Genomic DNA, 16315 nt, shown 5'->3' with positions numbered 1-16315 from the left:
TGCGGTGTTAAAACCGGCTGACGCAGCGTATCGCCACGGTCTTGAAATCCGCGAAATCCCGGCTGTCGCGTAGCTGGGTCATGGCTCGTTCGCGCAGAAACGTGACGAAGAGATCGTAAATCGCCATCGCTTCCTCATATTCATTCTTGCTGATGGCGAGTAGAAAAATAACATATGCCGTCTCATCGCCCCATTGAATCCCTGCGGGCGCCAGTACGGTATACACCACCGTTTTACGTGCCAGCAGCCCCAGCGAGTGGGGTAGCGCAATACCTTCGCCGAGCATGGTGCTGACGATGGATTCACGTTCGACCACCGAGGGGAAGAAGTCGGCATCGACATAACCCTCTTTTTCCAACTGACGGCACAGTTGTTCGAAAAGCGTCTGCTGGCTCATGGGCTGGCGAATAATGCGAAAGTGGTTGGCATCAAAATATTTTTCCAGAATCCACGGCCGCGTTCTGTCCACCAGAACCAGTTTGCCGATCTGTTCCAACTGATAGTCGGTTGGGAACGGCGTCATGATCACCACCGGTTTATCTTTTTCCATCACGCGGGCGGTGGCGATGACGAAATCCTCATCAATGGCGGCGCGCTGCTCATAGTCCCGCAGCGTCATCGTCCGCGTGACCTCAATCTGCGGGTATTTACGCAGCAGTAGCGCCTCGATCATACGTATCGTGGAGTTGCCGGTATCGCACACCAGCAGTACGCGGGGCTGACGCTGATAACCGATGTCGTAGTGGCGTTCCAGCCCCACGCCGATATGCAGTACCAGAAAACCAATTTCGTTTTCACTGATCACATAAGGCGAATACTTTCCCCAACTCGATACTGCGGCCAGCGTCATGTCCCACGCCATCGGGTAGTGCTGTTTAATGTTGTCCAGCAGCGGATTGGGGATATTAATCTGATAGCGTACACGGGTGATCATGGTTTTGATGTGCGTTAGCAGGTCGGCGTGCAGCTGCTCATCGCCAAGCAGATTGTAATTATATTGCGTGTTGATATAGCGCAGGATGTAATTTACCAGCGCCTCATCGTCATCGGCGCTGATGGTGCTGGGGGCAATGTCCTGGATCTGGCGGGCGGCGATGTGTACCTTTAGCCAGTTTTCTTCCGCGGCTGAGAGGGGCTTACCCGTCAGTTGTTGCAGGATGTCTGCAATACGGTGCGCTGCCTCCTGCACATTATCATCTACATCGTCATCCACATTGTCGGCGACAAACTCGGGTAAAGGGTAACCTTCGCTGATACGCCGTAAAGCAACGGCGCAATACAGCCGCAGGAACCGTTCGCCTTCATCGGTCAGGCGAATATGGCATTGGCTGAAGCAATCATGGAGGATATCCGTCAGGTGCGCGAGCATGCCGGGCGTAAGCGCCTCTTCGGTGATCAACGGATTATCGTTGTCCTGCTGGGCCAGCCCCCACAGGAGATCGGTCAGACAGGCGCGGATCGCCATTTCGTCGCCAAACAGCTTCATACCGTGACGCGGGCGGGTTTCAAGGATCAGATCATAGCGGCCGAGCCATTCGCGCACGTCCGCCATGTCGCTTTGTAACGTGGCGCGGCTGACAAACCAGGCGTCGGCCAGATCTTCCAGCTTCAGGGAAAACGCCGAGGTCAGAAAGCGCACCACCAGCGCGTGAATGCGTTCCTGTGACGTGCGTGGAATACGCCGTGGACGCGGACGCGTTTCCTGCAAGGCCTGATAGCGTACCGGATCGTCAATTTCCAGCCGGTAGCCGTTGCCTCGGCTGAGTACGAACTGTGCGCCGTGGCGCGCCAGCAGCGCATTGAGCGCGGTAATATCGGCGCGAACGGTACGTGTGGAAACCGACAAGCGCTGCGCCAGTTCATCCTGTGGCAGCGTCTCGTTTTGCAACATATCAAACAACTGGGCTAAACGTTGATTGGGGAATTGCACTCGGGTTTCCTCTCGTATATGGGCGGCCCGCAGAACTATGCTACTCGCTGTTTCACGGTGGCGAGCAAGGTACGCACATCGTTCGGTCGGGTATCGCCGCTTGCTTTATCAATAATCGAACTATAGATGTGGGGGATGATTTTGCTTACTCCTGCATCCAGCGCGATTTGCAGAATATCGCCAATGTTGTCCAGATCGATGCCGCCGGTCGGCTCCAGCCAGAAATCATGGCGCGCACAGGCGACGGCGACCGCCTGATACTCGTCCCGGCACTGAAGCCCCCCCATCGGGAAATACTTAATCGAGCTGCCGCCCATGTCTTTCAACAGCGCAATTGCGGTGTCGATCGGGACGATGCCGTCAGCCTCCCGACTGCTGCGCGGGCCGGTGGAGATTTTCACCCACCCTGGTCTGCCGGTCGGGGAAACCAGGCCGTTCACCACGGTATCATTCTGTCCAAGCAGCGCACGGCTGGTGCCCACGCCGGTAAAGACCTGATTGACGTGTTGCGGCTGCACCTCGCGGGCAATCTCGCTGACCATCGTCGACTGGTTGGGATCGCCCGCGCCAAGTCCGACGGAAAGCGCGTTATTGATAAGCCTGGCGTAGTCGCGCATATCTGCAACGGCGCTGGCCACATCGGGGTAGTTTTTGGATAGCACGCCAACCAGCACGTGGCCCTCGGCGGCTTCATAGATGGCGCTGGCATTCGCTTTTGACCCCGCCAGCACATTCAGGCAAACGCGATCGCGATAAAAATTGGGGGTCAGCTTCATGCACTTTTCTCCTGATTCAGAACGTCGCGAATACGGCGGTACACAATGTCCAGCTGTTCAGCCGTGACGCTGCGTACATCCGCTTCAATAATGCCTTCGTTGGCTTTGTAGCCACGGAAATAAATCGCGTATTTGCCTTGTTTTAACGCATTGACAAGATCGCCGGTGGCAATGCCGGTGATCGCCTCGTCAAATTTGATTTCACTGCGGGCAATGTCGCGTCCGGCACCGTCCCACACCACACGGGCGGAGACGCCATCAAGGGTATTCAACCGGCCGATGAAGGGGGTCATCTTTTCCACCATCTGCGCGCCGCTCTCTTTCGTGGCGGTGAGATAATGCTCAATTGCACAAGTCAGCCCCAGAATGCCCTCTTTGCCGATCTTCATGGCGCGGCCAATGCCACTGGACTGGCGCTTAACCCATTCCACATGACGCTTTTTACCGATTACCAACCCGCTGGTGGGGCCTTCAATCGCCTTGGCGCCGCTGTAGATAATCAGATCGGCGCCGGCCTGGTAATAACATAGCAAGTCTTCCTCGGCTGCCGCGTCTACGATCAGCGGCAGGTGATGTTCACGCGCGACCGCCGCCGCCTGATCTACGCTGAGCATGCTTTTCTGCACGCAGTGATGGGATTTGATGTACAGAATAGCGGCGGTGCGCGGCGTGATGGCCGCGGCGAGCTGCCCGGCCGAACATTCGTTGGCGTATCCGGCTTCCACTACCTTGCCGCCGGCGAGCGCCACCATGGTGCCGACCGGCGCGCCAAAGTTGACGTTATGGCCTTTCGGCAACAGGATGTCGTTGTTTTCGATGGGAGTGACGTGCAGGTTTTCCAGCAGCCAGTCGTTGTCTTTCACCAGAATGGCGGCAACCGCCTGTGCGATCCCGGCAGAGGCGCAGGACACGACGGTGGCGGCTTCCACGTTCAATAGCTGTGCGATGTAGTCGCCGGTTTTATTCACCAGATCTTTCATCTCAAAGTAGTGATTCATGCCGGCGGTAACGGCGTCCACCACTTCCGGGCGTGGGATAGACACCCCCAGCATCGTCATGCGCCCGGAGGCGTTGATAACCTGTTTTAAATCGTATTTTTCATAAATCGAAGGCATGTAAAGCTCTCCCGTGTTCAGTCAGAAACCCCTTGCCCGCGCGTATGGCGGCCAGCGGAACCAAAATATGTTCGGCCTGAAGGCTGTCGTTTTCGCTATCTGCAAAAACGACGGGCTCGCGATTAAGATCAAAAATCGTCAGGTCGGCATCAAGTCCTACGGCCAGACGGCCTTTGTGCGTCAGACTCAACCCGTCGGCGGCGTTGGCGGTTACGCAGTCAATGACCTGTGGCAGCGACATGCCGATGGCGAGAAATTTGGACATCACATGCGCCAGGCTATATACCGGTCCATTGATACGGTTACGGCAATAGATATCTGAACTGATGGTGTGCGGAAAAATGCCCTGGCTTATCGCCTGCCTGGCGACCGCGAAGCTGAAGCTGGCGGAGCCGTGCCCGATATCAAGCCGTACGCCGCGCTCAAGCGCACGGAGGATCGCGGCGCGGAGTTCGCCCGCCGGGGTCAGAATACGGTTCGGTTTGCCGTTATAGCAGTGCGTGATGATGTCGCCGGAAGTGAGCAAGGCCGCAATGTCGTCCAGATTCGGCGGGGTATTGCCAATATGCACCATCAGCGGCAGGTCGCCGTTTTCCTTCTGGATCGCTTTGGCCCGTTGCAGCGGCGTGATGCCGTTGTCGCCCACGACGCTGCTGCTCATGCGCGCCTTGATGCCTACGATAAAATCAGGATGGCGTGCCACCGCGTCGCGCACGGCAGCGCTGTCGATGTGCGTCAGGTCGGCCAGCTCGTTCTGAGCGATCAGGCCGACACGGGAAATATTCAGCAGCGCGTAAACGTCGGTCGTGGCTTCACGCGTCAGGCGATAAAAATCGTCCACGTCGTCCGCGCCGGTGCTGCCCGCATCCACCACGGTGGTGACGCCGGTGGCGATCCCCACGCTGTCCGGTTCGTCGTGATAGATCGGCGATGCCGGGTAGCAGTGAACGTGGGAGTCAATCCAGCCGGCGCTGACGTAGTGTTCCCCCTGAAGATCGCATTCCTTGCGTGCCGGGCCGGATAAATCGCCCAGCGCCGCGATGCGTCCATCCTGAAGGGCGATATCAATCAGCGTATCGTCCACCAGCCGCGCGCGGCGAAGCAGTAAATCAAACATGCGTGTCTCCTGTTGGGACGGACGCTATCGCGCCCGCCAGATTAGCTGATGGCCACCGGAAAAAACGAACCGAAGAGCATCGCGCCCAGAATCGCGCCGCCGGTGATGGGTTTCTGCCACAGGTAAAAAAGCAGGGAACCAATCAGTGAGCCGATACCAATCGGGATCGACGCGGTCATCGCGCTGAGAATAATCAGCGGTCCGAGGAAGCGGCCGGACGCGTTGCCCGCGCCCATCATGACATCGGCGCCGTAGGTGGAATCGCTCTGGTTGATGGTAAATTTACGCGCCAGAATGATGAGATAGCCAATCGCCAGACCGATCACCAGACCGGTTATCAGCGAGGCGGCGAAGTTGGCGACCGGGAACACAAACCCGGCGCCGAGCAGCAGCGCCGGTATGCCCAGCCCTACGCCGGTCTGAATGGCGCCGCCGATATCCAGAATTCCCACCAGCGAACCTTCAATGATGCGAGCGAACAGGAAACTCGCGCCAAACGCCGCCACCGCGCCGTAAACGCCGGTATCCATTCCGGCGCGCAGCATGGAAACGAACGCCACTTCGTTGAAGGCGCCGATACCGTAGAGGTAGTACATGTGCGTACCGGCGAATACCCCTGACGAGAGCAGGCCGACAAAGATCGGAAATGACCAGTCGGCATACCAAAACCCTTTATTCTCTTCCATTGTTGGCTCCTGTTATTTTCCGCTCATCAGGTGATGAATACGATCCAGCCAGTCCGGCACGGTCAGATTGAAGGATTCGATCATATTCATGTCGAAACCCCGGAAGAAAGCGCTCAGGACGAACAGCGCGACAATGGCCGTCATCATCACTTTGGTGACGCGGTTCCAGCCGCTCTCTTCGACGCCTTTGCCTATCAGGATACCGAGCACCAGACCCGGTACGGCGTTGCCCATAATGAGCTGCGCCGCCCCGCCAAATACGGTTGCCCAGAAACCTGATTTCTTGCCCGCATCAATCGCCGCCAGCCAGAAAATCACCGGCATCACGGTATTGACCAGCAGGTTGGCGGCCGGCACCAGCACTTTCACCGCCGTCACCTGCAAGGCTTCCGGCACCGAGGACGCGGTCAGGTTCAGGAAGGTGACGACAATCATGCCGATGATGCCGCAGGCAATTGCCATTTTTCTTGGATCGTGCAGCGTTTCCGCTACGTTGCGGTTTTTTATCATCAGGGCCGCGGCGCCCCAGTTGGGAATGATGCGATGGTCAACGTCCTGGGTGAAAGCGCCCGCCGCCACCGACGAGGCCCAGGCGTTGAAGAAGAAGCCCAGACCGAAGGAGAAGTGAGAGGCGGGATCGCCTTCACAGGCATTCAACTCGCCCAGTGTACGAAACGCGCCCATCCCTTGCGTGGTGGGGGCATGGAACATACGTGCCGCCCCGGCACCGACACCCACGCCGACCAGCGCGCCGATGATGAGCGATTTTATTAATATTATTAAGAACATCAGCCAGCCCTTTCATGTTGAACAACTTGTCGTTTAAACAGTCAGGTTTGCGTGACAAAATCCACGTTATCGAGATTAATGGCCGTCACGTTGACGGTGACATCCACCTCGACGCTGAATGTGCGTCGTTCCCGGCGCAGAAAGAAAAACAGAAACGCCTCTTTACGCACCGCTTCACGTGCATGAACAACCTGCACATCCTGTGGCTCAATACGCAGTAAAATGTGAGGGGAAGACTGCATAACCGTTGCCTGAACGTGGTTCAGCGCGTCGGCAAAGGCTCTGCTCTTGGTCTCCCCCTTGCCACGAACTCTAACCGTGGTGGTGAATTGCGTTTTCATGGTCAGGCACCGTATTTCTTCTTCCAGGCTTCTACCAGACGCTCACCCAGCTCTTCTTTGTCCATAAAGCCAAAGCCCAGCACGTTGCAGCCGTCGTTGATCGCCGTTACGCCTTCCTCGACCGAACGCATGCCGTATCTGGCTTTGTAGCCATGCTTATTCTGCGCCGTGATCGCCCCTGCGCCGCCGCTGCCGCAGAAGGAGATACCGAAGGTGGCGTTTTCCACTTTCATTACGTCGCCGAGCTTCATATCAGCGGCCATACCGGGCACGACCACCGCACGGCCACCCGCTTTCTTGACGCCGGCCGCGACTTTCTGACCTTTTCCCAGACGATCGCCAATGACTACGGTAATTTTATCCATCACTCACTCCTGAACAGTTAAAGGTTCTCTTTTGCCACTTCGAAGTGGACCGACAGCAGCCAGGCCTCTTCATCGGGAAGATTGCCAAATTCCATCACGACTTCACGCGCCAGACGCATTGAGTCGGCGGAAATCTCTTCAAACAGGCTGGCCTCCACGTCCGGCAGCGGCTCGCCGGTCACCGACCGGTGCGCCATCGCCCGAACATGGGATACCAGCATCTGTTTCTGCACCCCATTCGGGGTGATGTTATGGCGTTTGAGTAATTCGCCGATCCATACCAGCATGCGATCGGCGAGTTGCTCGCTTTGCTCTGCTTCACGACTCCCGGTTTTGTTCATTACCGCTCCGTTATTCACATGTCGTATCTGATTTAATAGTGTTGAATGCCACACTACCGCCGGAGAAGAAGGGTTTGTAGCGAGTTGTTTTCCACTTCAAAGTGGAAATCCGGAAGGCATTAGTGATCCAGACCACATAATTTCAGTGAGTAACGATATCGCCGGGAAACGGATGAATCATGCCGGGGCGGGGGAGAGGAGGGGGAAATGACACGCCATCTCCCCCGTTTGGTTGTCTGGGGTGAGGGGCCGCCAGACGATCAAGGCGCCGTGAACGGCGCCTGTCGCGATCAGATCGATTTGAATTCCGCTTCCGCTTTATTGAAACGCTCGGTAATCGCTTGAGATGGCGCACGGCCTAGCAGACTGACGACAAAAATGGTCAGGCTGCCAAACACAAAACCGGGGATGATTTCATACAGTCCCAGCCAGCCATACTGTTTCCATATTAGTACGGTCGCCGCGCCGACAATCATCCCGAGCAGCGCGCCGTTGCGGGTCATACGCGACCACAGCAGGGAAATCAGAATCACCGGACCGAAAGCCGCGCCGAAACCGGCCCAGGCATAGCTAACCAGCCCCAGCACGCGATTCTCCGGGTTTGCCGACAGGATGATGGCGATGGCCGCCACCAGCAGCACCATCGCCCTGCCGACCCACACCAGCTCTTTCTGCGTGGCTTTTGGGCGCAAAAATGGACGGTATAAATCCTCAGTGATCGCGCTGGAGCAGACCAGAAGCTGACAGCTTAAGGTGCTCATAACCGCCGCCAGGATCGCCGATAGCAGAACGCCGGCAATCCATGGGTTGAACAACAGCATCGAGAGTTCAATAAACACACGCTCACTGTTTTGCGATACGTTACCCGCTTGTTCCGGGTGGTTGGTAAAGTAGGCAATGCCGAAGAAGCCGACCGCCACCGCTCCCGCCAGACACAGGATCATCCAGGTCATACTGATACGGCGTGCGCTGTGAATGGTGTGGTGGGAATCCGCGGCCATAAAGCGCGCCAGGATATGTGGCTGTCCGAAGTAACCAAGACCCCAGCCCATCAGTGAAATGATGGCGACGAAATTCAGACCCTTAAACATATCCAGATTGGCGGGATTCTTCGCTTCAATCACCATCAGCGAGGTATCAATATTGCCCAGCGACAGGATCACCATCACGGGCGTCAGGATCAGGGCGAAGATCATCAGGCTGGCTTGTACGGTATCCGTCCAGCTTACCGCCAGAAATCCGCCGATAAACGTATAGGCGATGGTCGCGGCGGCTCCGACCCATAACGCGGTGCCATAGCTCATATCAAAGGTGCTCTCAAACAGACGGGCGCCGGCTACGACGCCAGAGGCGCAGTAAATGGTGAAAAATATCAGGATAATCAGCGCGGAAATCACCCGCAGTAATTTGCTGGTGTCTTCAAAACGGTGAGTAAAGTAATCTGGCAGCGTCAGCGCATTGTGGTTGACTTCGGTATGAACGCGTAAACGACCTGCCACCCATTTCCAGTTAAGGTAGGCTCCGATCGTCAGGCCGATGGCGATCCAGCTCTCAGAGATGCCGGAGATGAAGACGGCGCCAGGCAATCCCATCAAAAGCCAACCGCTCATGTCTGATGCGCCGGCTGAGAGCGCCGTCACCACGCTTCCCATTTTACGTCCGCCCAGAATGTAATCGCCAAAACTATTGGTGGCGCGATAGGCGAACAGGCCGATGAGTACCATCCCAAGGATATACACCAGAAACGTCACCAGCATTGGTGTGCTCATTGTCATTCAATTCTCCACTTTCATTATTATTCGCACACCCTTCACGGCGGCGGTGTGTTTTGTATTTATCACTCTGGCCGGAACGAGGCACAGATACGGCTTTCATTTTTCATGTTACTGCCGGTATTCGCAATCTATTGGAGATGCAGACGCCTGTAGGTTGCAACCGACTACATTTGTTAACAAGGTTGCACAAAGTTGCAACGTGATCGATATTGACGTTGGCTATGTGTCCTTTTCAATCACAGGAGTGGGGCGAATGGGTTCTACCACGATGGGTGTAAAACTCGACGAGGCAATGCGTGACCGGATCAAAGCAGCGGCACAGCGGATCGATCGCACGCCGCACTGGCTTATCAAACAGGCCATTTTTAATTATCTCGAACGCCTCGAAAGTGGCACCGACACTCCTGAGATACCACAACCGGCTGCGTTCAGCCAAATTGAAGCGGAAGAGATTATGCCGCAATCTCAGGAAGAAGAAACCCATCAACCCTTTCTTGATTTTGCAGAACAGGTATTGCCCCAGTCCGTTATTCGTGCCGCCATCACCTCTGCCTATCGTCGTCCTGAACCTGAACTGGTGCCGATATTACTTGAACAGGCAAAACTTCCGGCAGAAATGGCGCAATTGACGCAGAAAATGGCTCATCGTCTGGCGGAACGCCTGCGAGGACAAAAAGGCGCCACCGGGCGTGCCGGCATGGTACAGGGATTACTACAGGAATTTTCACTTTCTTCTCAGGAAGGCGTGGCGCTGATGTGCCTGGCTGAAGCATTGCTGCGTATTCCCGACAGGCCCACGCGTGATGCGCTGATTCGCGATAAAATCAGTGCCGGCGACTGGCATGCGCATCTTGGTCACAGCCCATCGCTGTTTGTTAACGCTGCGACCTGGGGATTGTTATTCACTGGTAAGCTGGTTGCCACGCACAATGAGGCGAACCTGTCGAATTCACTGAACCGGATCATTGGAAAAAGCGGTGAACCGTTGATTCGTAAAGGCGTGGATATGGCGATGCGTCTGATGGGCGAGCAGTTTGTGACAGGCGAAAACATTGCTGAAGCGTTGGCGAATGCCCGCAAACTGGAGGCGCAGGGATTCCGCTACTCCTATGACATGCTCGGGGAAGCGGCGCTAACGGAGAAGGATGCCGCTGCTTATCTGGCGTCTTACAGCCAGGCGATTCATGCCATCGGCAAAGCATCCAATGGCCGGGGCATCTATGAGGGACCGGGCATTTCCATCAAGCTGTCCGCCCTGCATCCCCGCTATAGCCGGGCGCAATATGAGCGGGTGATGGAAGAGTTGTATCCGCGTCTGCTGTCGCTCACATTACAGGCCCGCCAGTATGACATTGGGATCAATATCGATGCGGAAGAGGCGGATCGACTGGAGATCTCCCTCGATCTGCTGGAAAAACTCTGCTTTGAGCCACAGTTGGCTGGCTGGAATGGTATTGGATTTGTCATTCAGGCTTACCAGAAACGTTGCCCGTTTGTCATTGATGCCATCATCGACATGGCCCGGCGCAGCCATCGGCGTCTGATGATTCGTCTGGTGAAAGGCGCCTATTGGGACAGTGAAATCAAACGCGCGCAGGTTGATGGACTTGAAGGCTATCCGGTCTATACCCGCAAGGTTTATACCGATGTGTCCTATCTGGCCTGTGCGCGTAAATTACTGGCGGCGCCAAATCTGATTTATCCCCAGTTCGCCACGCATAACGCGCAAACCTTAAGTGCGATTTACCATCTGGCTGGCAACAACTATTACCCCGGCCAGTACGAATTCCAATGTCTGCACGGCATGGGTGAACCGCTTTATGAACAGGTGGTGGGCAAGGTTGCCGAAGGAAAATTGAATCGTCCGTGCCGCATTTATGCGCCGGTCGGAACGCATGAAACGCTACTGGCCTATCTGGTGCGCCGTCTGCTGGAAAATGGCGCCAATACTTCCTTTGTGAACCGTATTGCCGATTCGACCCTGCCGCTTGAGAAACTGGTGGCCGATCCCATCAGCGACGTAGCAGCGCTGGCGGCGGCGGAAGGGCGAATCGGCCTTCCGCATCCCCGAATTCCCTTACCCCGCCATTTGTACGGCGATGTTCGGCGTAACGCCGGCGGGCTCGATCTGTCCAATGAACACCGTCTTGCTTCACTATCCAGCGCGTTGCTGACCAGCGCGGCACTGCTCTGGCAAGCCGCGCCGGTTATTGACGACGAATCTGAACCGGAAGCGGCAAAACCCGTGATCAATCCTGCCGAGTCGCGTGACATCGTGGGATATGTGCGTGAAGCCAGCGACCGGGATGTCGCCCGGGCGCTGGAAGCCTCCGTCAAGGCCGCAGCGATCTGGTTTGCCACACCGCCAACAGAGCGTGCAGACGTGCTGAACAAGGCGGCAGATATGATGGAAAGTCAGTTGCAGCAACTGCTGGGATTATTGGTTCGCGAAGCCGGTAAAACGTTCGGCAATGGGATTGCCGAAGTGCGTGAGGCGGTTGATTTCTTACGCTATTACGCCGCTCAGGTACGCGAGTCGTTTGCCAATGATTCACATCGGTCGCTGGGGCCGGTGGTTTGCATCAGTCCGTGGAATTTTCCGTTGGCAATTTTTACCGGACAGATTGCCGCCGCGCTGGCGGCGGGTAACAGCGTTCTGGCGAAACCCGCCGAACAAACCCCGCTGATTGCGGCTCAGGCCGTGCGTATCCTGCTTGAGGCGGGCGTACCTGCCGGCGTATTGCAATTGCTGCCGGGGCGGGGGGAAAACGTGGGCGCCGCGCTGGTCAATGACAGCCGGGTGCGTGGCGTCATGTTTACCGGATCGATCGACGTTGCCGGTCTGCTGCAACGCAGCATCGCCGGACGGCTGGATCCGCAGGGGCGTCTTACGCCGCTGATTGCCGAAACCGGCGGGTTGAATGCCATGATCGTTGATTCCTCCGCACTGACCGAGCAGGTGGTTAACGATGTCGTCGCTTCTGCATTTGACAGTGCCGGTCAGCGCTGTTCGGCACTGCGTATCCTGTGTATTCAGGAGGAGGTCGCGGATCATACGCTGCAAATGCTGCGTGGGGCGATGGCCGAATGCCGGATGGGCAACCCGGAACGTTTGTCCACCGATATTGGTCCGCTGATTGATGCGGATGCGAAACAGTCTATTGAGCGGCATATTCAGCGTATGCGGGCGAAAGGACGCAAGGTTTTCCAGCCTGCATCACCGCCGCAGGATGCACCGCAATGGTCGCGGGGAACGTTCGTCAAACCGACGCTTATCGAGTTGGAAAGCGTAGACGAACTGCAACAAGAGGTGTTTGGGCCGGTATTGCACGTCGTGCGGTATCAAAGCCAACATCTCAACGCGCTGATCGAACAGATTAATGCGGCAGGGTATGGTTTGACGCTGGGTTTACATACGCGTATTGACGAAACCATCGCGCGCGTAACCGGTAACGCCAGAGTGGGCAATCAGTATGTCAACCGCAATATGGTGGGCGCCGTGGTCGGCGTTCAGCCATTTGGCGGGGAAGGGCTCTCTGGTACCGGGCCGAAAGCGGGCGGACCGCTTTATCTGTATCGGCTGTTGTCACACAAACCGGATGATGCGGTGCTGAATGGACTGGCCCATCAGGATCGCGAGCAAACCGTGGATGCCAGCGTGCGAGCGACGTTATTGACGGCGTTGAGGGCTCTGGAGAAATGGGCGATTACCGGGCATCATCGCGAGTTGGCGGTGATATGCCAGCAGTATGCGGCGCATGGATTGGCGGGTACGACGCGTCTGCTGCCGGGGCCGACGGGAGAACGCAATACCTATACGCTGGCGCCGCGTGAGCGAGTGTTGTGTCTGGCGGACAACGACGAGGATGCGCTGATTCAACTGGCTGCCGTGCTGGCAACGGGAGGACGCGTGCTGTGGACGGATACGCCGTTATTGCAGACGCTGTATCGCCGTTTACCGGGTGCCGTTCAATCACGAATTCAGTTCAGTCAGGACTGGCAGCAAGACGATCGGATATTTGATGCGGCGATCTATCATGGCGATGCGGATCAATTGCGCCAACTGAGCCAACAGCTTGCGGAACGCCATGGCCCGATTGTTTCCGTACAGGGTTTTACTCGCGGTGAGATCCATATCTTGCTGGAGCGACTGCTGTATGAACGTTCGCTGAGTATTAACACCGCTGCTGCGGGAGGCAACGCCAGCCTGATGACAATCGGCTAGGTTATGGTGAGGTAACCTTGCCGGGCAATGGCCGTTGCGTCCGGCAAGGCGCGTAGAAGGGGTTAATTGCGGTACAGCACTTTAATCAGATGATAGCCGAACTGGGTTTTCACCGGGCCAACGGGTTTCAGCAATTCGCAGGAAAAGACCGCTTTATCAAAGGCGGGGACCATATCACCCTTGCGGAATTCACCTAAATCGCCGCCGTTACGTTTTGACGGGCAGGTGGAATATTGTTGTGCCAGTTTCTGAAAGTCGGCTCCTTGCTCCAACTGGGCCAGAATATCGTTGGCCTGCTGTTCGGTATCGACCAGAATATGCAGTGCGGCTGCGGTATTTGCCATTATAGTTACCTTTATTTAAGAGGAAGATTCCTGTGCGCAATGTAACATCTGCAACGTCAGATGTGGACTGCGACGTGCTTTCCGTGATGAATAAATCCCCGCTCAAGATCGATTCTGCTTTCTGCTACAATCCCTTTCCGTTTGATGAGTGAGCAATATCGTTATGCGTTTAAACCCCAGCCAACAACACGCAGTCGAATTCGTTACCGGCCCTTGCCTGGTGCTGGCGGGGGCCGGTTCGGGTAAAACACGCGTTATTACCAATAAAATTGCGCATTTAATCCGTCAGTGCGGGTATCAGGCCCGCCATATCGCCGCGGTAACCTTCACCAATAAAGCCGCGCGTGAGATGAAGGAGCGAGTCGCGCAAACGCTGGGTCGCAAAGAAACTCGCGGACTGGTGATCGCCACCTTCCATACGCTGGGGTTGGAGATCATCAAACGCGAGTACGCGGCGCTGGAGATGAAAGCCAACTTTTCCCTGTTTGACGATCAGGATCAGATGGCTTTGCTGAAAGAGCTGACGGAGCCGTGGCTGGAAAACGATAAAACGCTGTTGCAGCAATTAACGTCAACGATCTCAGGCTGGAAAAACGACCTTGTCGATCCCGCCGGTGCGGCCGCTATGGCGCGATCTGAACGCGATAAGCTGTTTGTTCACTGTTATTCGCTGTATCACGACCATCTGCGTGCCTGTAACGTATTGGATTTTGACGATTTGATCCTGCTGCCGACGCTGCTGTTCAAACGTAACGATGAAGTACGGGAACGCTGGCAGAATCGCTTACGCTATTTGCTGGTGGATGAATATCAGGATACCAACACCAGCCAGTATGAACTGGTGAAATTGCTGGTGGGCAGCCGCGCACGTTTTACCGTGGTGGGCGACGACGACCAGTCGATTTATTCCTGGCGTGGCGCCCGCCCGCAGAATCTGGTGCTGTTACAGCAGGATTTCCCGAAGCTGGAGGTCATCAAGCTGGAGCAGAACTACCGTTCTTCCGGCCGCATTCTGAAGTCGGCCAATATTCTGATTGCCAACAACCCGCATGTGTTTGAAAAACGGCTGTTCTCGGAGCTGGGCTATGGTGATGAGCTGAAAGTGATTACCGCCAACAACGAGGATCATGAGGCCGAACGGGTGGTTGGCGAACTGATCGCTCATCATTTCATTAAAAAGACCCAGTATGGCGACTATGCCATTCTGTATCGCGGCAATCACCAGTCACGCCTGTTTGAAAAAATGCTGATGCAGAATCGGATCCCTTACCGAATTTCTGGCGGCACGTCGTTTTTCTCGCGTCCCGAGATCAAGGATCTGCTGGCGTATTTACGTGTTTTAACCAATCCGGATGACGACAGCGCGTTCTTGCGCATCGTCAATACGCCGCGACGAGAGATTGGCCCGGCGACATTGAAAAAGCTGGGAGAGTGGGCGAACCAGCGAAACAAAAGCCTGTTTAACGCCAGTTTTGATCTTGGGCTCGGTCAATCGCTGACCGGGCGTGGATTGGAATCCCTGCAACGGTTTACGCAGTGGCTGTCAGACATCGCTCGTCTGGCCGATCGTGAACCGGTGGCGGCGGTCCGCGATCTGATCCACGGGCTGGATTACGAAAGCTGGCTGTATGAAACCTCGCCCAGTCCCAAGGCCGCAGAAATGCGGATGAAAAACGTGAATCAGCTTTTTAGCTGGATGACGGAAATGCTTGAAGGGTCGGATCTGGATGAACCCATGACGCTGACGCAAGTCGTCACGCGTTTCACCCTGCGGGATATGATGGAGCGGGGAGAAAACGAAGAAGAGCTGGATCAGGTGCAGTTAATGACGCTGCACGCCTCAAAGGGCCTCGAGTTTCCCTATGTGTTTCTGGTCGGGATGGAAGAGGGGCTACTGCCGCATCAAAGCAGCATTGATGAAGATAATGTCGATGAAGAGCGGCGGCTGGCGTATGTCGGCATCACCCGCGCTCAGCGCGAACTGATATTTACCCTGTGCAAAGAGCGGCGTCAGTACGGGGAATTGGTGCGTCCCGAACCCAGCCGTTTCTTGCTTGAGTTACCGCAGGATGACTTGATTTGGGAAACCGAGCGGAAAGTGGTCAGTGCTCAGGAACGGATGCAGAAGGGACAAAGCCACCTGGCCAGCATCCGCGCGCAGTTGGCGAAAGCCAAGGGGGAGTAGAACTCTCCCAGACTGAAGTTAAACTCATAACCAGAATAATTATTAACCTGCTTTATGTTAATGTTTTTTGCGATAATTTTGGTTATTCATCGTTGAAATCGTTCAAAAAGACTGCGGTCTCACATCATTAAGTCAAATTTTCAGAGTAAGTGCCAATTCTGCGCAACTTCTTGCTCACTTCCCAGCATACATCACTTTTTGCGCAATGTTTGCAAACGATTCGGGAAGTCTGCGCAATTTCTTGCTCAAATTTGACTTAGGAAAAATTTGAGTTAATGGATTTTACTTTAAAAACAATCAGATAAAAGATGGCATGGTCTTTGCTA

General features: G+C 55.6%; 13 protein-coding genes. 2 read left to right on the top strand and 11 right to left on the bottom strand.

Annotation, left to right across the window (positions count from 1 at the left end; all coding sequences use genetic code 11):
* Positions 1 to 7: 7 nt before the first annotated feature.
* The 10 genes from B4923_RS19430 to putP all read right to left on the bottom strand — a co-directional run bounded on the left by B4923_RS19430 (position 8) and on the right by putP (position 9235).
* Positions 8 to 1930: a BglG family transcription antiterminator gene (locus B4923_RS19430; RefSeq protein ID WP_109491362.1), complete on the bottom strand. Its 1923-nt coding sequence runs from the start codon at positions 1928 to 1930 to the stop codon at positions 8 to 10.
* Positions 1931 to 1965: 35 nt separating this feature from the next.
* A complete protein-coding gene (dagF, locus tag B4923_RS19425) occupies positions 1966 to 2706 on the bottom strand; it encodes a 2-dehydro-3-deoxy-phosphogluconate aldolase (protein ID WP_109491361.1) in 741 nt (246 codons plus the stop codon).
* Positions 2703 to 3821 (bottom strand): DgaE family pyridoxal phosphate-dependent ammonia lyase, encoded by a 1119-nt coding sequence (locus tag B4923_RS19420; protein ID WP_109491360.1) that lies wholly within the window; start codon positions 3819 to 3821, stop codon positions 2703 to 2705. The genes dagF and B4923_RS19420 overlap by 4 nt, the downstream gene beginning before the upstream one ends.
* A complete protein-coding gene (locus B4923_RS19415; RefSeq protein WP_109491359.1) occupies positions 3805 to 4938 on the bottom strand; it encodes an amidohydrolase/deacetylase family metallohydrolase in 1134 nt (377 codons plus the stop codon). The genes B4923_RS19420 and B4923_RS19415 overlap by 17 nt, the downstream gene beginning before the upstream one ends.
* Positions 4939 to 4979: 41 nt before the next feature.
* Positions 4980 to 5624 carry a DUF4310 family protein gene (locus B4923_RS19410; RefSeq protein WP_109491358.1) on the bottom strand — a complete coding sequence of 215 codons (645 nt, stop codon included), beginning with the start codon at positions 5622 to 5624 and terminating at the stop codon, positions 4980 to 4982.
* A 12-nt stretch (positions 5625 to 5636) separates the two neighbouring features.
* Positions 5637 to 6413, bottom strand: coding sequence for a DUF4311 domain-containing protein (locus B4923_RS19405; RefSeq protein WP_109491357.1), 777 nt, complete (start codon positions 6411 to 6413; stop codon positions 5637 to 5639).
* Positions 6414 to 6454: 41 nt separating this feature from the next.
* Complete coding sequence (locus tag B4923_RS19400; protein ID WP_109491356.1) at positions 6455 to 6754, bottom strand: DUF4312 family protein; 300 nt, start codon at positions 6752 to 6754, stop codon at positions 6455 to 6457.
* A gap of 2 nt (positions 6755 to 6756) precedes the next feature.
* The gene (locus B4923_RS19395; protein ID WP_109491355.1) at positions 6757 to 7119 is read right to left on the bottom strand and encodes an SFCGS family glycine-rich protein; all 363 of its coding nucleotides are present in this window, start codon (positions 7117 to 7119) and stop codon (positions 6757 to 6759) included.
* A gap of 17 nt (positions 7120 to 7136) precedes the next feature.
* On the bottom strand, positions 7137 to 7478 hold the full coding sequence (locus tag B4923_RS19390) for a glycine dehydrogenase (RefSeq protein WP_109491354.1): 342 nt from the start codon (positions 7476 to 7478) through the stop codon (positions 7137 to 7139).
* A gap of 272 nt (positions 7479 to 7750) precedes the next feature.
* The gene (gene putP / locus B4923_RS19385; protein WP_109491353.1) at positions 7751 to 9235 is read right to left on the bottom strand and encodes a sodium/proline symporter PutP; all 1485 of its coding nucleotides are present in this window, start codon (positions 9233 to 9235) and stop codon (positions 7751 to 7753) included.
* A 253-nt stretch (positions 9236 to 9488) separates the two neighbouring features.
* On the opposite strand from putP, the gene putA reads away from it, so the two are divergent.
* Positions 9489 to 13460, top strand: coding sequence for a trifunctional transcriptional regulator/proline dehydrogenase/L-glutamate gamma-semialdehyde dehydrogenase (gene putA, locus B4923_RS19380; RefSeq protein WP_109491352.1), 3972 nt, complete (start codon positions 9489 to 9491; stop codon positions 13458 to 13460).
* A gap of 62 nt (positions 13461 to 13522) precedes the next feature.
* Here putA and ppiC read toward each other — a convergent pair whose 3' ends face one another.
* Positions 13523 to 13804, bottom strand: coding sequence for a peptidylprolyl isomerase PpiC (gene ppiC, locus B4923_RS19375; protein WP_109491351.1), 282 nt, complete (start codon positions 13802 to 13804; stop codon positions 13523 to 13525).
* 163 nt (positions 13805 to 13967) lie between these two features.
* Between ppiC and rep the strand changes: the two genes are divergently transcribed.
* Positions 13968 to 15989, top strand: coding sequence for a DNA helicase Rep (gene rep, locus B4923_RS19370; RefSeq protein WP_109491350.1), 2022 nt, complete (start codon positions 13968 to 13970; stop codon positions 15987 to 15989).
* Positions 15990 to 16315: the final 326 nt, after the last annotated feature.

The organism is Brenneria roseae subsp. americana (assembly GCF_003115815.1).
GTDB lineage: Bacteria > Pseudomonadota > Gammaproteobacteria > Enterobacterales > Enterobacteriaceae > Brenneria > Brenneria roseae.
The sequence above is the reverse complement of the archived record's forward strand: the minus strand, read 5'-3'. Positions and strand labels throughout refer to the sequence as shown.